This is a genomic window from Streptomyces griseus (genome assembly GCF_001715295.1).
GTDB lineage: Bacteria > Actinomycetota > Actinomycetes > Streptomycetales > Streptomycetaceae > Streptomyces > Streptomyces griseus_G.
This window is the reverse complement of record NZ_MDKB01000001.1, coordinates 415,615-432,703: the sequence shown is the minus strand read 5'-3', so window position 1 is coordinate 432,703 and position 17,089 is coordinate 415,615. Positions and strand designations below refer to the sequence as shown.

Genomic DNA, 17,089 nt, shown 5'->3' with positions numbered 1-17,089 from the left:
ACCTGCACTTCGGCTCACGACGGCCAGGTCGGTGGCCGCAATCGGAACTTACAGGGGATCCCATTGGTTGAACAGTGGTTGCACAATATGGATGTGATGTACGTTCGAGGCCGCTCCGCTGCGGCGGGGGAGTATCCGAGCTTCACAACAAGGAGGTCGCACCGTGCGGGAAGAAGAGGTCCATCACGACATCGCCGTGATCGGCGGCGGATTGGCGGGGACCTGCGCGGCCATCGCCGCGGCCCGGCTCGGCCGACGCGTGGCCCTGGTCAACAACCGGCCCGTTCTGGGGGGCAACGCCAGCAGCGAGATCCGCGTCTGGGTCTGCGGCGCCACCGCACACGGGGTGCACCGTTGGGCCCGCGAGACCGGGATCATGGGCGAGTTGTACACCGAGAACCAGTACCGCAACCCCGAGGGCAACCCCTACTACTGGGACCAGGTCGTCCTCGACGCCGTACGCGCCGAACCGAACATCGACCTCTACCTCAACACCGACGTGCGCGAGGTCGACGCGAGCGGCCCCGCCGACAGCCGCGAGGTGCACTCCTGCACCGGCTGGATGATGGGCTCGGAGCGCCGCATCACCTTCCGCGCCGGCCAGTTCCTCGACTGCACCGGAGACGGCCTGGTCGGCCACCTCTCCGGCGCCCGTTACCGCATCGGCCGTGAGGCGCGGTCCGAGTTCGACGAGCCGTGGGCACCGCCCGAGGCGGACCGGGCGCTGCTCGGCTCGACCATCCTCTTCCACACCCGGGACACGGGCCGGCCGGTGAAGTTCGTACCGCCCGCCTACGCCAAGGACCTGTCGACCACACCCATCCTGCGCAACCGCATCCTGCGCACCGGCGACAACGGCTGCGACTACTGGTGGATCGAATGGGGCGGCGAACTCGACACCGTCCACGACAACGAGCGCATCCGCGACGAGCTCCAGGCCGTGATCATGGGTATCTGGGACCACATCAAGAACTCCGGCCAGTTCCCGGACGCGGCGAACCTCACCCTGGAATGGGTCGGCAGTCTCCCCGGCAAGCGCGAGTACCGCCGCTTCCTCGGCGATCACGTCCTCACCCAGCAGGACATCCTCCAGCAGCGCCAGTTCGAGGACCGGATCGCCTTCGGCGGCTGGTCCGTCGACCTCCACCCGGTGCAGGGCATGTACGCCGAGGAGCCCGGCGCGCGCCAGCGGTACGCGGACGGCATCTTCCACATCCCCCTGCGCTCCCTCTACTCGGCGAACGTCACGAACCTGCACTTCGCCGGGCGCAACATCTCCGCCACCCACATCGCTTTCGGGGCCACCCGCGTCATGGCCACCTGCGCGACGCTCGGCGAGGCAGCCGGGACCGCCGCGGCCCTGTGCGTCGCCGAGGACCTCACGCCGCGCGAACTCGCCACCGAACGGGCGGACCTGGTGCGCCGGACCCTGCTGCGCCAGGACGCCTCCGTGATCGGACTCGCCGACGAGGACCCCGGCAACCTGGCGCGTACGGCCCGCGTCACCGCCTCGTCCTGCCTGGACCGTCTGGCCGCCGAGCCCACGCAGGACGCGCCCGGCGCCCCGTACCCGCTGACCCGCGACCTCGCCCTCCTGCTGCCGGTCGACCCCGCGCTCGACACGGTCGACCTGCTCGTCCACGGCGCCCCGGACGGCCGGCCCCGCGAACTCACCGTGGAACTGTGGGGCACGGGCAGGCCCGAGAACGCGGTCCCCACCGACCACCTCCTCACGACCACGGTCGCCGTCCCGCCGGGCGGCCCCCACTGGGTCACGGCCCGCCTCGACCACCACCCCGACTCCCCCCGTAACGCGATCCTCGTCGTCCGGGCCCGCGCCGACACGGCCCTGGTCCTTCTCCCCGAACGCACCGACGGTGTCCTCGCCCTGCGCAGGAAGGTCGAAGGGGACGCGGGCGTCGACCACGACATCCCGGAGGAGGACGGCCAAGCGGTCCTCGAATGGCAGGCCCGCGGCCTCCGCAGGCAGACCTTCGCCTTCCGGGCTGCCCCCGCCACCAGGGCGTTCCACCCCGAACGGGCCGTAGGCGGATACCAGCGTCCCTACGGCGGCCCTCACATGTGGTCCTCCGCCCGGGAGGACGACGGCCGGGAGGAGGGCGGCCGGTGGCTCCGTCTCGACTGGCGCGACGAGCAGGAAGTCACCGAGATCCGCCTGGTCTTCGACGACGACGTCGACGAGTACCTCAACAATCTGCACCGCCACCGCACCCCGTACGAGGTCATGCCGGAACTCGTACGCGACTACCGCGTCCAGACGTGCGACGCCGCCGGTACCTGGCACACGCTCCTGACCGTGACGGACAACCGGCGCCGCCACCGCGTGCACGCGGTGAAGGCCCCGGACGGCGGCCCCGTCCGCACCGGCACGCTGCGGCTCGTGGTCGACGCGACGCACGGGGCACCGCACGCGCACGTGATCGCCTTCAAGGCGTACGGCGCATAGCGACACGGCGAAGGGGTCCGGTGGAAACTCTCCACCGGACCCCTTCGCACGTGGACGTCAGAGCGCGCCGAGTGCCTGGCTGATGGCGTCGGCGGCCTCGATGACCTCGCGTACGAGGGCGAGGCGCTGCCCCTCGGCGTCGGATCGGTCCCCGAGCACGGAGGTCGGGCCCCAGAGGGAGATGGCCGCGACGATCTCCCCGGAGGCATCACGCACCGGCGCGGCGAGGGACGCGCGGCCCAGGGCACGCTCCTCCGCCTCGACGGCGTAACCGGTGCGCCGGACGGTGTCGATCTCGGCGTCGAGGAGGTCGTGACTGGTGGTCGTGTACTCCGTGTGCGCGTCGAGAGGATCTCCCAGCAGCTTGCGGCGCTCTTTGGGGGTCAGACCGGTGAGCAGGCACTTGCCGATGCTCGTGGCGTGCAGCGGGGCGGTGTGCCCGGCCTGCGTATAGGACTTGGGGGCGCGCGTGCCCTCGAAGTTGCACAGGAACATCAGCTCGCCACCGCGGCGTACGGCCACGTTGGCCCCGAGTCCGGTGCGGGTGGCGAGGCCCTGGAGGACCATGCGGGCGGCCCGGTGCACGGGATGGCGGTTGGTGGCGGTGGCGGCCAGGGGAAGAAGGCCCAAACTGAGGCGGTAGAGGTTGCTGACCGGATCGCGTTCGACCATGTCGAGGCGTTCCAGGGTGGACAGCAGGCGGGAGGTGGTCGAGGAGCCCAGTCCGGTGAGCTCGGCGACGTCGGAGACACGGAGTTCGGCGCGGCCGGAGTCGAGTGCGCGCAGCACCGACACCGCTCGTTCGACGCTCTGGTTCGTCCCTGAATCGGTCGCCCGCGTAGCCATGGCCCTCCTCATTCTGCACATCCCTTGCACATTCTGCATCAGCATATCGCGCCTGGACGCCGCCCGTACCTGAAACTGAGCGACCGCGGCAGTTCCGCGACGTCCTGCGGTCCGGACGTCGGTGGCGTCGCGGAACCACCAGGTCACGGGGCAGGACCCCGGGAGTACCCCGGCCCGGCGGAGCCGGTCCTGCGGTGGGGTTCAGGCGGTGGGGTGCGGCAGCACGGGGTCGGGCCCCGACAGGAAGCGTCGCTGGGCCTCCTCCAGGGCCGCCGTCTCGGCCCGCTCGCCCGGGTGGTCGAAGTGCCCCGCCCGCAGAACCACGAGTTCGCGCGGCCCGGCCAGGGCGTTGTGCACCGCGAACTGCCCGGGCGGAGGCACTGAGGGATCGAACAGGGCGGCGCCCACGTGCACGGGGATCGTGAGATGCCGGGCCGCCGTCGCGGCGTCGAAGTACGCGAGGACATCCAGCACCGAGGGGTCCTCGGCCAGCCGCGTACGCACCGACTCACCGCTGCCCGTGCACGGAAGTGTCACCCGGAGCGGATGGTTCCCGAAGGTGGGCACCGTCAGGCCGGCGGCACGGAAACGGTCGTCCCAGGGGAGCGCCAGCGCCCCGATGCCGCCGCCGAAACTCGTGCCCAGGTACGTCAGGCGTCCGGCGGTCTCCGGCACCAGCGCCTGCAGTGCCGTGGCCGCGCACCAGACGTCCGCCACGCACCCGCCGATGAGGTACGACTCCCTGGCGCCGATGCCGTGCAGGACGTGCGCCGCCGGCTTCGAGGGAACACCGGGCAGCAGACTCCGCGTACCGAGTCCCCGCAGACAGGGCCAGATGGTCGCGGTCTCCGGCGGGGGCTGCCGGAGGTCCGGGGCCTCCCGGCCTCCGTATCCGTGTGTCGCCACACAGCCCTGGGTGACCCGGCCGTCGGCAGGGACGGTCAGCCACCCGCCGATACGGACACCGTCGGCGGACGTGTACGTGACGTCGGCGACCCGCATGCCGTCCACCGTGACCCACGGCCCCTCGATCCGGGGTGCCGTGTCGATGCGCCGTGCACGCGCATGGCGCTCGCGCCAGAAGTCGGCGAAGTCGTCCGGGCCCTGCGGCGCCGTCACCGCGAGGAGGCCCCGCCGGTCGTAGCCGTGGGTGGGATCGAAGGGAAAGTCGTGGGGCGGCGAGCTGAGTTCGCCGGTGCCCGTCGGGAGCGGATGGGTGGACAAGATCTCTCCTTGTTCGGTGGACGAAGGGACCGCCGGCACGGCTGCCGGAAGGGTCCTCGGCGCGACGCACCCTGTCCCCGCCGGCGTTGCACCCCGTACCGGGCCCGACCCGCCGACGACGGTCACGTCCCGGTGCTGGGGTGTGGTCACGGGCAGTCGGCTCGATGAGAACGGCGGCGGTCGGGCGGCGGTGCGGAGGAAGCCGGGCGACGCGGGTCCGTCGTTCCCGTCGTTCGCGGTCCCGTTCCGTACCGGACCGGCGCGACCGCCGGCCCCAGGACCTCGCGGCGCCCGCCGGCGGAATCCCCGTCGTGATCATCGTCGCCCGCGTGACCCTACGGTGATGCACGTGCGACGTGCAACAGGGCGGCGCCCTGCCGGGCGTGGGCGACGCGCTCGAAGGCGGTCCGTCCCGGTGAGCCGCCCGCGAGCCTGGGGGCAGGACGTGCCGGACCGCGATTTTGTGCGCCGTTGTGGTGACATGCGCGAGCGTGAGCCTTCAGGGACGATATGACGGTGGCGTGAAGCAACCGAACGGGCAAGGAATGCGTGACGGGGCTGCCGGTGGTGGTCGTGTCGATCGTCCGCCGGTCCGGTCAGGAGAAGAAGCTGTGGCACCAGGAGAGCAGAGACCCGGTAAGGGAGGAGCCGACCGGTCGGAAGGCTTCGGCGAGCGACTCCTGGGGCTGCTGCTGGACCGGGCGCACGAGATGCCGCCGCAGTTGATCGCCCCGTTGATCGCGGAGGAGGTGGCGCGGATCGGCGGCCGCGAGGTCTCCGTTCTCCTGCAGGACTACGCCGGGGAGCTCCTCGTGCCGTTGCCGGGCCGCGGTCTGCGCGTCGGCGAACCGGAGGTGATCGGTGACTCCCCGGCCAGTAGGGCCTTCCTGAGCGGAAGCCCGGTGGAGGACGAGCGGGCGGACGGTGTGCGCATGTACCTCCCGCTGCTGGACGGCAGCGACGAGGTAGGGGTGATCGGCCTTTCCCTGGACGACGTCGATGACGACGACCGGCGTCTGTTGCGAAGACTCGCCGGGTTGGTGGCCGACATGCTGGTCACCAAGAACGCCTACACCGACCGGTTCTTCCAGGCCCGCCGGCGCGAACCGATGAGCGTGGCCGCGGAGATGCAGTGGTCCCTGCTGCCACCTCTGACCATGTCCGTGCCTCAGGTCGCGGTGAGTGGGGCCGTGGAGCCGGCGTATGCCATCGCCGGTGACAGTTTCGACTACGCCCTCAACGACGAGATCCTGCACGCGGCGGTGATCGACGCGATGGGGCACGGCCTGGACGCGGCGACCATGGCCACCGTGGCCATCGGCGCCTACCGCCACGCCCGGCGCGCGGGAATCGGTCTGGTCGAGATGTACACGTACATGGACGAGGCCATCGCCACACAGTTCGGGGCCGATCACTTCGTCACCGCCCAGATGATGACACTCGACGTCACCACGGGCCTGCTGCAATGGGTGAACGCGGGACACCCCCCGCCCTTGCTGATCAGGCAGCATACGACCGAGAAGCTGGAGGGCCCCACCACTCTGCCGGTCGGCCTCGGTGGTGACCGGCCCGCGGTCAGCGCGTTCACGCTCTCACCGGGAGACAGGGTGATGTGTTACACCGACGGCGTGATCGAGGAGCGCGACGCGGAGGGTGAGCCGTTCGGCGAGGAACGGCTCATCCGGTGCGTGCGCCGTATGTCGAACGGAGACAGAGGAATGCGGTCAGCGGCACTCCGGCTCTCCCACCTGCTGAAGTACGAGCGCGGCGGGCTCACCAGCGATGACGCGACCGTCTTCCTCATCGAATGGCGGGGTGGCTCCGCCGAGTACCTGGCCGCGCTGGAGTGACGCAGGTCGAGCACCTGGGCGCCCTCCGCCCACTGCCGACGGGTACCGAGGGCCGCCTGCGGGACCTGGAGTTCCGACGTGGTCCGATTCACCGTGATCCTTCCGTTCGTCCCGGTCGGCCACGGCGGCCTCACGGCCCCTCTGGACGGTCCCGGGCGCCGATCCAGACCTTCTGGCCTGCCTCGAGGAGTCGGCGCGCCATCTCGTGCCCCAGTCCCCGGTTGGCGCCGGTGATCGATGTCGTCGTCATTTCTGTTCCCTTGTGCGTGGACTCGGTGCAGGCGTCCCGCGTGACGCGGTTCGCGGGACGCCTGCTCGGTCGGCGGTGGTGGGACGGCTCAGTGGGCGGGGCGGAACGGGCGCAGCAGACGGATGCCGTCCTCGATGGATCCGTCGATCAGTTCGAGCATCTGCGGGACGAGTTCCCGCATCCGGGGCGCGGCGAGGTGGGAGTCGAGGTGAGCGCGTGATTCCCAGCGTTCGTAGATGACGAACGAGCCGGGCCGCCCCTCGACTTCGTGGGCCTCGTAGTCGATGTTGCCCGGGTCGGCGCGGGAGGGGGTGACGGCTGCGGTGATGAACGCCTTGAGGTCGGCCTCTCTGCCGGCCTTCGCCTTCGCGTCCCAGATGACGGTCACGTAGCCGTTCGATGTCGCGGTCATGTTGATCCCTGTTTCTCGTGTGTGCTGTGGAGCTGACTGCCGGTACCGGACCGGTGTCAGAGGTCGAGGAAGTCGAGGAGGTCGGCGTTGACGAGGTCGGCGTTCAGGGTGGCCATGCCGTGCGACAGGCCGGGGTAGACCTTCAGCACCGCGTCCTCGACGAGCGCGGCGGTCAACTCGGCGGATTCGGCGACCGGAACGATCTGATCGTCGTCGCCGTGCAGGATGAGCGTGGGCACGTGGATCTGTTGGAGGTCGTCGGTGAAGTCGGTCTCCGAGAACGCCCTGATCCCCTCGTAGTGCGCCTTCGCACTGCCGGCCATGCCCTGGCGCCACCAGTTCCAGATGACCCCCTGGGAGACGTCCGCGCCCGGGCGGTTGAACCCGTAGAACGGACCGGAGGCGATGTCGAGGTAGTACTGGGAGCGGTCGGTGGCCACGCCCTCACGGAAGCCGTCGAAGACCTCGAGCGGCAGCCCTCCGGGGTTCGGCCCCGTGCGGGCCATGAGCGGAGTGGCGGCCCCGATGAGGACGGCCTTGGCGACCCGTCCCGCACCGTGTCCGGCGACGTACCGGGCGACCTCTCCCCCGCCGGCGCAGTGGCCGACGTGGACGACGTCGTGCAGGTCGAGATGGGCCACCACCGTCGCGGCGTCGGCCGCGTAGTGGTCCATGTCGTGTCCGTGCTCCACCTGGGCGGAGCGCCCGTGCCCACGGCGGTCGTGGGCGATGACCCGGTAACCACGCCGGGCGAGGAACAGCAGCTGGGCGTCCCAGTCGTCCGAGCTCAGCGGCCAGCCGTGGTGGAACATGACCGGCCGGCCGGAGCCCCAGTCCTTGTAGAAGATCTCGACTCCGTCGCCGCTGGTGACGAAGGGCATGGCGTGCTCCTCGTGGTCACGCCCGGGTAGCGGGCGGATTCGCTGTCTCCACGAGAATGGCTCAGTTACCGCGCCGACAGCCTCCGTCGGTTGACTGACATCCGGCCGACGGATCGCCTGAGGGTTGCCCCGCAGTTCCCGGTAGATCGGCGTGCGGCGTCGGATGCGGGGCATCGCACGGCGGAGGGACGTCCGCATACGGGGCGTATGGGGACGTTCCGACAACGCGGCGAGGTGCCGTAGCCGTCGTCGCGCGCCCGCAGGGGATTGCGGGACAGCCCTTACGTACGTAGGCGGCAGTACCGGGACCGGGCCGTCGTTCCTCAGGACCGGTGTGCCGGTGGCTCGGGGGCCGGCGCTTCGAGGGCGTTGCGAAGCTCGGCACGCGAGGCGATCCCCAGCTTCGGGAACACGCGGTAGAGGTGGGACGACACGGTTCGCGGTGAAAGGAACAGACGCGACGCTATCTGCGGGTTCGACAACCCTGTCGCCGCCAGCCTGGCGACCTCGAGTTCCTGCGGGGTGAGAGCCGTGCCGGCCTTGCCCCGGGCCGTGCGCGTCATGCCGGTGGCGCGGAGCTCCGCCGCGGCCCGGGCCTTCCACGTGGGGGCTCCGAGCTCCTCGAAGCGGCTGAGGGCGGCGGTCAGCTGTACCCGGGCTTCGCGGTTGAGCCCTCGGCGGCGCAGCCCTTCGCCGTAAGCCAGGTGTGCCCGGCCGACCTCGAAGGGCCACTGTTCGAGACCGGGCAGGGCGAGCGCTTCCTCGAAGTGGCGCGCCATGGTCTCGGGTGCCGACGTCATCGCCGTGACCGTGGCCACACTCCACGCGTACCGCGGGGACAGACGCTCGACGCCGGCCCGACGCATCGCGTGCGCGTGCCGTCGCGCTTCCTCGTGCCGCCCGGAGCGCACGGCCGCCTCGACGAGGTCCGGTGCGGACCACAGTGCTTCGGGGTTGAAGGGCGGCAGCACACCGGGTTCGCAGATCGCCGTGGCGTGCCGGTAGGCCGTCTCGAAGTCGGCGTCGCCGAGCGCGGCCCGGGCCGCCGCCTGATGCGCACAGTTCTCCATCCGCCGAAGGCCTCTGGGACCCGACCAGCCCCAGATGGTCTCGCAGTGGTTGCGGCATGCGTCCCGTTCGCCGCGCTGGGCCGCGGTCATCGCGGCGATGTAGTGCCCCACCTGTGCGAAGAGGGGGTACCGGATCTTCTGGCACAGGGCGATGAGTTCGGCCGCCGCGTCGGCGGACGCCTGCCACCGGCCGGCGTACAGGTCGTCCAGGGCGAGGTACATCAGACCCGGCATGCTGGCCCCCACCGCGCCGCCGTCGCGTACGCACCGGGAGACGGCCTCGCGGCAGTCCGGGAGCCGGTCGAGGTACGAGGCGGTCAGGGCGGTGTGTATGACCACGTCGGTGTCGGTCTCTTCCTTGAGCTGCGCGATCTCCTCGTCGAGGCGGTGCAGCAGGCGGTCGCTGACAGAGCTGGGATCGTGGTGCATGCGGGCCAGTGACGCCGCCGCGGCGGGCGGCCCTTCGGGAAGCCGATCGAGCACGTCGACCAGGGACTGCCAATGCTCCTGCCGACCCGAGTACTGGCAGGCGAGGGTGAGGGTGAACAGCGCGGTCTCCCACTCGCCGTCCGGTGGGCCGGACGGGAGAGGTGCGTGCGCGAACGCCTTGGCCAGCAGTGCGTGCGCCGTGTCGGCGTCACCTTCCGTGACGAGTACCAGGAAACCGACGGCCGCGGCTCCCGAGAGCGACGGGGTCGCCCGGGCCCCGTGCAGTTCGCGCAGGATCTCGTGCGCGACCTCCAGGTGGCCCGCGACCCAGGCGGCGACGTAGGCGGCCTGCGACAGACGGCGTCTGCGGGCCGCCTGGTCGGAGCTGACCTCGGCCGCGCGCCGCAGTCTCGCGACCGCGCCTTCGGCGTCGCCGCGCCTCAGGCTGGTCCGGGCCGCCGACTCGATGACGGTGGCGACCGCCTCGTCGGGCACCGTCACCGCTCTGGAAAGGTGATCACCCCGGCGTTCGGGCTGATCGACCAGCGCGTCGGCCAGCCGGCGGTGGGCGCTGCGCCGCTGCTCGCCGGTGGAGCCGTCGACCACGGCGGACCTGACCAACGGATGTCTGAAGCGAACGGCGAGGCCGTTCTCCGCGACCTTGACCAGGTGGTCGCGCTCGGCGGGGGCCAGCCGGTCGAGCCCGCCCGGGCCGCCGGCCGCCTCGAGGACGCGGATGTCGCCCGAGCCCTCCAGGGCGGCGAGCAGCAGCAGCTCACGCGTGTCCTGTGGCAGCCGTTCGACGCGGGCGCCGTACAGAGCGCGGACGTCGCGTCCGGGCCCGCTCCCCCACCCGGCCTCTTCGCCGTTGCCGGAGACACTGGCGGTCCCGGCGAATTCCAGCAGAGCCAGGGGGTTTCCCTGCGCGTCCCGTGCGACGGTCGACAGGACGCGGCGAGGGAGATGTACGAAGCGGCGGGACAGCAGACGCAGGGAGTCCGCGTCGTCGAGCGGCGCGATCTCCCGCTCTGCCAGTCCGGTGGGCCGGAAGGGTACGCCGGACTCCGCCCGCTGGGCTCCGAGCAGCCCGATGCGGCGACCGCCCAGTCTTCTGGCGACGAAACCCACCGCGGACCGGCTCGCCTCGTCGAGGACGTGGAGATCGTCGACCACCAGCAGCAACGGTTGTTCCTCCGCGACCTCGCCGAACAGCGACAGCACCGCGTTCAGGACGGCGATCCGGCTCGGTGTGGGGCCCACGCCGAGACCGAGTGCCACCTCGAGGGCCTGTCTCATGGAATGCGGGATACGGCCCAGTTCGCGCGACAGCGGCGTGACGAGCTGGTGGAGCCCCGCGAAGCTGATGTCCGTCTCGTACTCGGCGCCGCTCCCGCGGATGACCCTGGTGCCCTTCGCCACGGCCAGCTCGGCTGCCGCGTCCAGGAGAGCCGTCTTGCCCACCCCGGGATCGCCGGTGAGCAGGAGGGCGGCTCCGTCCGACGCGACGGAGTCCAGGAACGTCGCGAGCTCACCCAACTCGCGGTCCCGGCCGACCAGGTAGAAGCCCACACCCGTCACTGTTCCCGCCCGTCCCGCATCCTTGCTCCCTCGTGGCCACCCGCGCCGGTCGAACGCGTACCGCAGGTGTGACCAGCAAGTCTCTCACTGTCCGACAGGACGTGCCGAAACGGGAGATTGCCACCACCTGACAGGACTCCCGGGCGGTCACCGAGGGTGGGACCCGCCGTGTGAGTCGGCGAGGCGCCCAGGGTCGTGGCCGCACCCGCCGGCGCCCACGGCTGTCTGACAGGCGTCGGGACACACCGGCGCGGCTGGGCTCTGCGGTACGTGTCATCGAGCTGCTTCACCACTCGGCCGATCAGGACGGCGATACCCCACACACCTGCTGACCGGCATCGGCGCTCGGGGCGAGCCCGACAAGAGCGGCCCGGTGCCCACCTGGTCACCGGGCCGTCCCCTGTACGGGAAGGTTGCACCAGGCGTCGATCCCGATCACCGGCGCGACGAACAGTTCCGCTCCCGCCGAGGAGCTCGCAGACGCCGGACCCGGGTGCCCCCGCACGGTGGGGCGTCGCGGGTGATCTCTGTCCGGGCCTCCCCCGGGACCTCGAAGTGCGGCGGCCGTGGTCGTGTGAAAAATGGAACGGGGGACGGAACGAGAGGTACCGGCCACCGCCGGCGGACCGCCGCCGACGACGACTCACGGTGTACGGAGAGCCTCCCGACCCTGCCACGTCGTGGTGGGCTGCCGCAGATCCGAGAGAGGTACGCCATGCCGATCATCACCACCCGTGACGGTGTCGACATCTTCTACAAGGACTGGGGGCAGGGGCGTCCCGTGATCTTCAGCCACGGCTGGCCGCTGAACGGCGACGCCTGGCAGGACCAGCTCAAGGCCGTCGCCGACGCGGGCTACCGGGGCATCGCCCATGACCGCCGCGGTCACGGGCGCTCCACGCCGGTGTACGACGGGTACGACTTCGACACCTTCGCCGACGACCTGAACGATCTGATCACCCAGCTCGACCTGCGCGACGTGACGCTGGTCGCCCACTCCATGGGCGGCGGTGAGCTGGCCCGCTACATCGGCCGCCACGGCACCGACCGCGTCAGGTCCGCCGTGCTCCTCTCCGCGATCCCACCGCTCATGCTGCAGACCGCGGACAATCCCGAGGGTGTTCCGCAGCACGTCTTCGACGAGATCAAGAGCGGCATCCTGGCGGAGCGCTCGCAGTTCTGGAAGGACACCGCCGTCGGCTTCTTCGGCGCGAACCGGGACGGCAACAAGGTCACCGAGGGCAACAAGGACGCCTTCTGGTACATGGCCATGGCGCAGACCGTCGAGGGCGGCGTGGACTGCGTCGACGCGTTCGCCGCGACGGACTTCCACGAGGACCTGAAGAAGTTCGATGTGCCGACCCTGATCGTGCACGGTGACGACGACCAGGTGGTCCCCATCGACGCCACCGGCCGTAAGTCCGCCGAGATCATCCCTGACGCCACGCTCAAGGTCTACGAAGGCGGATCCCACGGCATCGCCCTCGTGCCGGGCCACAAGGAGAAGTTCAACCGGGACCTCCTCGACTTCCTCAAGGGCTGACCTGACGGCGGCACAGGTACGGCCCGGTCCCGCGCGGCGTCCGGCGGGCGGAGGAACCCCGGCCGGTTCGCGGCTGGGGTTCCTCGGTTGCGGTGGGTGTCAGCCGCCCCCGGCCTGACCCACCCGTCCACGCTCCCGCCGGCAGCGGCCGAAGGCGAAGGCGATCACCACGGGCCGGTCACGGTCAGCGCTGCAGGGTCAGGACACCGGGCCGCCACGGCAGCTGGTTGTAAGGCCCGCCCGCGGTGGGGGACTTGCCCTGGTAGAGGAACTGCAGGTTGCAGGGGTCGATCGTCATGGTCTGGTCCGGATTGTTGCGGACCAGGTCACCGTGGCTGATGTCGTTGGTCCAGGTGGCACCGCTGTTGGCCTTGCCCGCGAAGGGGCTGCTCTCACTGACGGCCTGCGGGGTCCACGTGCCGTTCAGGCTGGAGGCGGTGAAGGAGCGGAAGTAGCGCCCGTTCGCTCCCATCGCCTCGACGATCATGAGGTACTGGTTCTGGCCCTGGACCTTGTAGACCTGTACGCCCTCGAACAGGTTGGCCTTCGTGTCGCTCATGATCGTCGTGTACGAGGAGCCGAAGTTGCCCGGGAAGTTCCCGATCGGCATGCTCGCCCGGTAGATCTTGCCGTTGTCCCCCGCGAAGAACAGATACATGTTCTGGCCGTCGGCGATGAGGGTCTGGTCGATCGGGCCGGTGTCGGAACCGGAGATGCTCCCGGTGAACAGCGGCTGCGGCGAGGACCAGCCGTTGGGGTTGGTGGGGTCGCTCGAGGTGCGGTAGACGAAGGGCGACGCGCCCCACTGGTACGCCAGCACCCAGATGTTCCTGGGCGCGAAGTAGAACAGCGTGGGCGCCACCGCGGCCTGGCTCATCCCGGCCTGGCTGGTCGTGGCCATGTCCGACCAGTTCGTGAAGGGGCCGAACGCCATGGAGCCGTACGACGACCCCGACACGTTCGACGCGTAGACCAGGTGCTTGCCGTTGTACGTCACGGTGGTGAAGTCCTTGAGCGCGGCCCACCCGTTGGCCGGCTGCGCCAGGACACCGGTCGACGTCCACCGGTACGTCGACGGGAGAGTGCACGTGCCGCCGGGCGGCGGGGTGGAGGTGCCGGACGGACCGGTCCACTTCTGGTTGCCGCCTCCGTTGCACGTCCAGAGCTGCACCGCCGTGCCGTTGGCCGTACCGGCGCCCGCGACCTCCAGGCACAGCCCGGACTCCACACCGACGACCGTGCCGTCGGCGTTCACCCGCCACTGCTGGTTCGCACCACCGGAACAGGTCCAGATCTGCACGCGGGTACCGGCCGTGGTGGCGTGGCCCGGAACATCCAGGCACTTGTTGCCGTACACGGTGAGCTGGTTGCTGTCCGTCAGGGTCCACTGCTGGTTGGTCCCGCCCCAGCAGTCGTAGATCTGCAGGTGGGTGCCGTCGGCCTGGGCGGCATCCGGCACATCGAGGCACCGGCCCGAACCGACACCGCGTACGGCTCCGCTGGTGGCCGCCTGGGCCGGACCGGCGACGAGCATCGCCGCCAGAGCGGCCAGGGCCGCGACCACGGCGGCCAGCACCACGGACGACCGCCTGCGGCCGGAACTTCCTCCGTGCGCGCGGGCGTCGTACCGCCTTGCCGCCGCGTTCGCGTACGGCCCGGCGCCGACCTGGGCCGGGGCGGTGGCGGTGCGGGACGCCCTCGTCGGCGAGGGGATCGCACCGGTGGCGAGGCGGGCGGCGCCCCCGTGCGCACGACGGTGGAGTAAATGATGAGGCCATGACATATGCATCTGCGGATGCTCCCTGCGGCTCGGCGGAAACGGTGGGCGTGATCCGGAAGGTTCCTGCTGTGCGGGTGGAGCAACTCTCGCGTGTTCGCAATATCGAACACAGGTCGGAGTATCGAGCAAGCTGAATGATAGGGAAACGACGGACGGCGTCAACACCTCTCGCACAATGCGCCGCTGGCACCGAAACATTCGTCACGCCGAGGACTCCGTCGCCGCAGGTCACGCAGACGACAGGGCGGACCTCTCGGCGCCGGAGTCGCGGAGAACGGCCGACGACGCGGAGACCTTCGACCCCTTCCCCCGAGCATGCGCGTCATGTCTTTACGAATGACGACCGAACTTTCGGTCGCTCCTCAGGTCGTTCGCCGACGAAGGAGACCTGAATGCCGAGAAAGGTCGCTGCCTACGCCCGGGCAGGGGGTCAGTGCCGGGGCCGGGTGGCCGCGGGTGGCCCGCCGGAGCCGGACGGCCGAGGGCGGCGCAGACCGGCGAACATGACCACGGCGGCGACGAGCAGCACACCCGCGATGTAGGGCTCGACAGGGTCGTAGGCTTGCGAATCCGGAATCCCGGCCCTGCTCTGAAACACCAGCGCCGTCACGTAGTTCCCCTGGTAGAGGACCAGATACACGAGCAGCGAGGGCGCCAGGACGTACCCCCACGGGGTGCGGCGCCACAGCAGGACAGCTCCCAGCAGCAGCGCGGGCACGAGCAGCCCCAGGTCCAGCACGTACGCGAGGTGCACCCGGTCCGCCGGCAGGACCAGGGCGCTTTCGCTCGGCCGCTCACCGGTGACGGCGTAGCGCATCGCGGAATACCCCCACATGCCTCCCAGGGAGATCGCGACGACGGCCAGCAGCGCACTGATGCCGCGCGTGGGTGTGCGTGGACGAAAGCGACGCTTGACGTCAGCCGCGTCGAGATTGGCCAGCAGGGTGACGAGCGCGGCGACCGACCCGGGCAGCAGGCTGACCTGCAGCAGGAAGAAGTCGTTGAACACGGAGCCGAAAAGGGTGGTCATGCAGTTGTAGACGGCGTAGAAGAGAATTCCCGTCCACAGCAGTACCGCTGACGGGCCCGGGCCCCGGCGCGCCGCGACGAGCGTGCCGGCCAGGAGAGGAACGACCACGATCAGCGTGACCAGGTCGTACCCGCGCAGCATGGCGCGGACTTCCGGGGCGTCCCGGTAGTAGTCACTCACCCACAAGCCGCCGGCGGCCGACGTGGCCATGAGCAGGCCGACGGCCAGGGACAGCCACCATGCGAGGCGAAGGCCGCGTCGATTGCCGGACATACACCCTCACCTTCGCTGCCGGTCCCGCGTCGGAGACGTTCCGCGTCAGCGGATCGAAACGGAAAGGAATGCGTCGCGGGAGTGGCGCCATGCGCCTGCCGCACATGAGAAGTATCAGCCTTCCGCCCCTTTCCCGCCTTTCGCCTCTCCGGAGCGGAGGCAGCCTCGCGCACGCCCGGTTCCAGCGGTGGGCGGGTTCTCGGGACGACCGGGTGGGACACGGCCCCGCTTCCCTCGGCGTCAGGCGGACTGACGGCGCACCAGGACGGTAGGCGTGATCACCGAGTCGCTGCCGTGCCCCGACGGGTTCTCCAGGAGCCGCATCAGAAGTCTGACCATCAGGCGTCCCATGTACTCGATGTCCTGGCGCACCGTGGTCAACGCGGGCGTGCAATCGCTGATCACGGCCTCCATGTCGTCGAACCCGACGACGGCCACGTCCCGGGGCACGTGCAGGCCGCGCTCCTGGAGGACCTGCAGGGCGCCGAGTGCCATGAGGTCGTTCGCGGCGAACACGGCGTCCAGGTCCGGGCGGCGGTCGAGCAGTGCCGCCATGGCCCGGGCACCGCTCACCCGGGTGAAGTCACCCTGGTAGATCAGCTCCGGGTCCGCCTCGATGAGCACGTCGAAGTAGCCGGCTGCCCGGTCCAGCGCGGACGTCTGGTCGCGTGGACCGGCGATGTGCGCGATGCTGCGGCACCCGAGCGATGCCAGATGGGACACCGCGGCGCGCGCACCGCCCCTGTTGTCGCAGTCCACATACGGCACGGTCGGCGCCGAACCCGCTCCCGGACGCCCTCCGAAGACGGCCGGCACCCGGCTGTGGGCGATCAGGCCGGCGAGCCTGTCATCGCTGTGCAGGGAGAAGGCCAGGGCGCCGTCCACATGCCCCCCGGCGAGGTAGCGGCCGATCCTTTCGTGGTCGGCCTCCTCCTCCACCCACAGCAGGACCAGCTGGATGTCGTTGGCCGTCAGCTCTCTGCTGATGCCCCTGACCTGCTGCTGGAAGAACGGGTCGGAGAACACCCTGAACTCCGGCTCGGCGATGATCACGGCCACCGCACCGTGGCGCTGGGTGACCAGCGAGCGGGCGGCGTGGTTGGGTACGTAGCCCAGTTCGTCCACTGCCGTGCGCACCCTGTCGATGAGCGGCTGACGCACCCCTGAGCCGCCGTTGACCACGCGGGACGCGGTCGCCCGGGAGACCCCCGCTCGTGCCGCCACTTCTTCGAGGGTGGGGCGAGGCGTCATGGTCCTCTCAGGCAAGAGGCGCTCCGATCTTCTCCGCATCACGTTCCAGCCTCGTCAGCATAGTCCCATCGGCGCCTGCTTGAGAGCGCTCCCAGGAGACCCGGCCGACTCGCACACCAGGCGCGGGATCGAGCGAGAAGGCCCCTGGGTGGCCGGGGCGGATGGGAGGGACGAGAAGGGGGCGGAGGTCGGCCGCTCCGCGCTC

General features: G+C 70.5%; 11 protein-coding genes and 1 pseudogene. 3 read left to right on the top strand and 9 right to left on the bottom strand.

Going from position 1 to position 17,089, the window contains the following annotated elements; all coding sequences use genetic code 11:
• The first annotated feature begins 163 nt into the window (after positions 1-163).
• A complete protein-coding gene (locus BA175_RS01510) occupies positions 164-2,467 on the top strand; it encodes an FAD-dependent oxidoreductase (protein WP_069169348.1) in 2,304 nt (767 codons plus the stop codon).
• Positions 2,468-2,524: 57 nt separating this feature from the next.
• Here the strand turns inward: BA175_RS01510 and BA175_RS01505 are convergent, their stop codons facing one another.
• Positions 2,525-3,313, bottom strand: a complete 789-nt coding sequence (locus tag BA175_RS01505; protein WP_069169347.1) for an IclR family transcriptional regulator — start codon at positions 3,311-3,313, stop codon at positions 2,525-2,527.
• Between the two features lie 201 nt (positions 3,314-3,514).
• Complete coding sequence (locus tag BA175_RS01500) at positions 3,515-4,537, bottom strand: acetylxylan esterase (protein ID WP_069169346.1); 1,023 nt, start codon at positions 4,535-4,537, stop codon at positions 3,515-3,517.
• 611 nt (positions 4,538-5,148) lie between these two features.
• On the opposite strand from BA175_RS01500, the gene BA175_RS01495 reads away from it, so the two are divergent.
• A complete protein-coding gene (locus BA175_RS01495; RefSeq protein WP_069169345.1) occupies positions 5,149-6,387 on the top strand; it encodes a PP2C family protein-serine/threonine phosphatase in 1,239 nt (412 codons plus the stop codon).
• 136 nt (positions 6,388-6,523) lie between these two features.
• Here BA175_RS01495 and BA175_RS30350 read toward each other — a convergent pair.
• The 4 genes and pseudogenes from BA175_RS30350 to BA175_RS01480 all read right to left on the bottom strand — a co-directional run.
• Positions 6,524-6,637, bottom strand: a pseudogene (locus tag BA175_RS30350) (short-chain dehydrogenase); the annotation flags it as partial.
• An 88-nt stretch (positions 6,638-6,725) separates the two neighbouring features.
• On the bottom strand, positions 6,726-7,049 hold the full coding sequence (locus BA175_RS01490; protein ID WP_069169344.1) for a putative quinol monooxygenase: 324 nt from the start codon (positions 7,047-7,049) through the stop codon (positions 6,726-6,728).
• Positions 7,050-7,105: 56 nt separating this feature from the next.
• Entirely contained in the window at positions 7,106-7,930 is an 825-nt protein-coding gene (locus BA175_RS01485) for an alpha/beta fold hydrolase (protein ID WP_069169343.1), read from the bottom strand.
• A gap of 323 nt (positions 7,931-8,253) precedes the next feature.
• A complete protein-coding gene (locus BA175_RS01480) occupies positions 8,254-10,998 on the bottom strand; it encodes an AAA family ATPase (protein WP_254667792.1) in 2,745 nt (914 codons plus the stop codon).
• A gap of 724 nt (positions 10,999-11,722) precedes the next feature.
• Here BA175_RS01480 and BA175_RS01475 point away from each other — a divergent pair.
• Positions 11,723-12,550, top strand: coding sequence for an alpha/beta fold hydrolase (locus tag BA175_RS01475; protein WP_069169341.1), 828 nt, complete (start codon positions 11,723-11,725; stop codon positions 12,548-12,550).
• A 184-nt stretch (positions 12,551-12,734) separates the two neighbouring features.
• Here BA175_RS01475 and BA175_RS01470 read toward each other — a convergent pair whose 3' ends face one another.
• The 3 genes from BA175_RS01470 to BA175_RS01460 form a co-directional block, all read right to left on the bottom strand.
• The gene (locus BA175_RS01470; RefSeq protein ID WP_069169340.1) at positions 12,735-14,129 is read right to left on the bottom strand and encodes a non-reducing end alpha-L-arabinofuranosidase family hydrolase; all 1,395 of its coding nucleotides are present in this window, start codon (positions 14,127-14,129) and stop codon (positions 12,735-12,737) included.
• Positions 14,130-14,760: 631 nt separating this feature from the next.
• On the bottom strand, positions 14,761-15,633 hold the full coding sequence (locus BA175_RS01465) for a hypothetical protein (RefSeq protein WP_069169339.1): 873 nt from the start codon (positions 15,631-15,633) through the stop codon (positions 14,761-14,763).
• 240 nt (positions 15,634-15,873) lie between these two features.
• Positions 15,874-16,884 carry a LacI family DNA-binding transcriptional regulator gene (locus BA175_RS01460; RefSeq protein ID WP_254667791.1) on the bottom strand — a complete coding sequence of 337 codons (1,011 nt, stop codon included), beginning with the start codon at positions 16,882-16,884 and terminating at the stop codon, positions 15,874-15,876.
• Between the last annotated feature and the right edge of the window lie 205 nt (positions 16,885-17,089).

Bases quoted from the DNA above. Each gene is read 5' to 3' on its own strand.
- BA175_RS01460 (WP_254667791.1), bottom strand. From the start codon at position 16,884: ATGACGCCTCGCCCCACCCTCGAAGAAGTGGCGGCACGAGCGGGGGTC.
- BA175_RS01475 (WP_069169341.1), top strand. From the start codon at position 11,723: ATGCCGATCATCACCACCCGTGACGGTGTCGACATCTTCTACAAGGAC.
- BA175_RS01465 (WP_069169339.1), bottom strand. From the start codon at position 15,633: ATGTCCGGCAATCGACGCGGCCTTCGCCTCGCATGGTGGCTGTCCCTG.
- BA175_RS01505 (WP_069169347.1), bottom strand. From the start codon at position 3,313: ATGGCTACGCGGGCGACCGATTCAGGGACGAACCAGAGCGTCGAACGA.
- BA175_RS01490 (WP_069169344.1), bottom strand. From the start codon at position 7,049: ATGACCGCGACATCGAACGGCTACGTGACCGTCATCTGGGACGCGAAG.
- BA175_RS01485 (WP_069169343.1), bottom strand. From the start codon at position 7,930: ATGCCCTTCGTCACCAGCGGCGACGGAGTCGAGATCTTCTACAAGGAC.